The organism is Ferdinandcohnia sp. SAFN-114, from assembly GCF_059415045.1.
Genome location: NZ_JBPFDQ010000223.1, coordinates 1 through 530, shown reverse-complemented (window position 1 = coordinate 530; position 530 = coordinate 1). Strand labels below are relative to the sequence as shown.

The window sequence follows — 530 nt, the reverse complement described above, 5'->3', positions numbered from 1 at the left end:
TCTCTTCCAACACCTTTTATAGCCAACATTTGTTGGACACCAGGTATCTGATCGATTAATGTATCAATCTTTGAATCTAATTCTTCGAATTTAAGTTGAACTAATTCATACTTATCAATTAATGTTTTAAGCTCTAATTTAGCCATATTTGCGCCTTGTATAAGTCCTATGGACTTACTAGCTGCATGTTTTAACTCTTGAATTTTATTAAGACCAACACTACGTTTTACAGCTTTCCTTAAATGCATTAATAAGTCTTGATCAGAGAACTTTACTAATTCATGTGGTAACGCAAAAAGCTTTAAGAACTGTAACGCTGCCTTTCCCTCCCACTTCTTAAAGACCGTAAGGAACTCAGGAAAATAGCGATCTATCCAGTTGTGAATCTGTCCTTGGACAGTTTGAAGATCGTCAGTCAAGAGATCACGTATTTTTTTAGCCACTCGGAGTTCAGCATAAACTCCTTGCGGAATTGTTGGTTCAGCATATCTCCCATCCTTAACTAATTGTGCAATGACTTTGGCATCCTT

General features: G+C 36.4%; 1 protein-coding gene. It reads right to left on the bottom strand.

The window, feature by feature from the left end; all coding sequences use genetic code 11:
• A partial coding sequence (locus ACR65M_RS27025; RefSeq protein ID WP_494776441.1) for a transposase occupies positions 1–530 on the bottom strand: 530 nt, incomplete at both ends.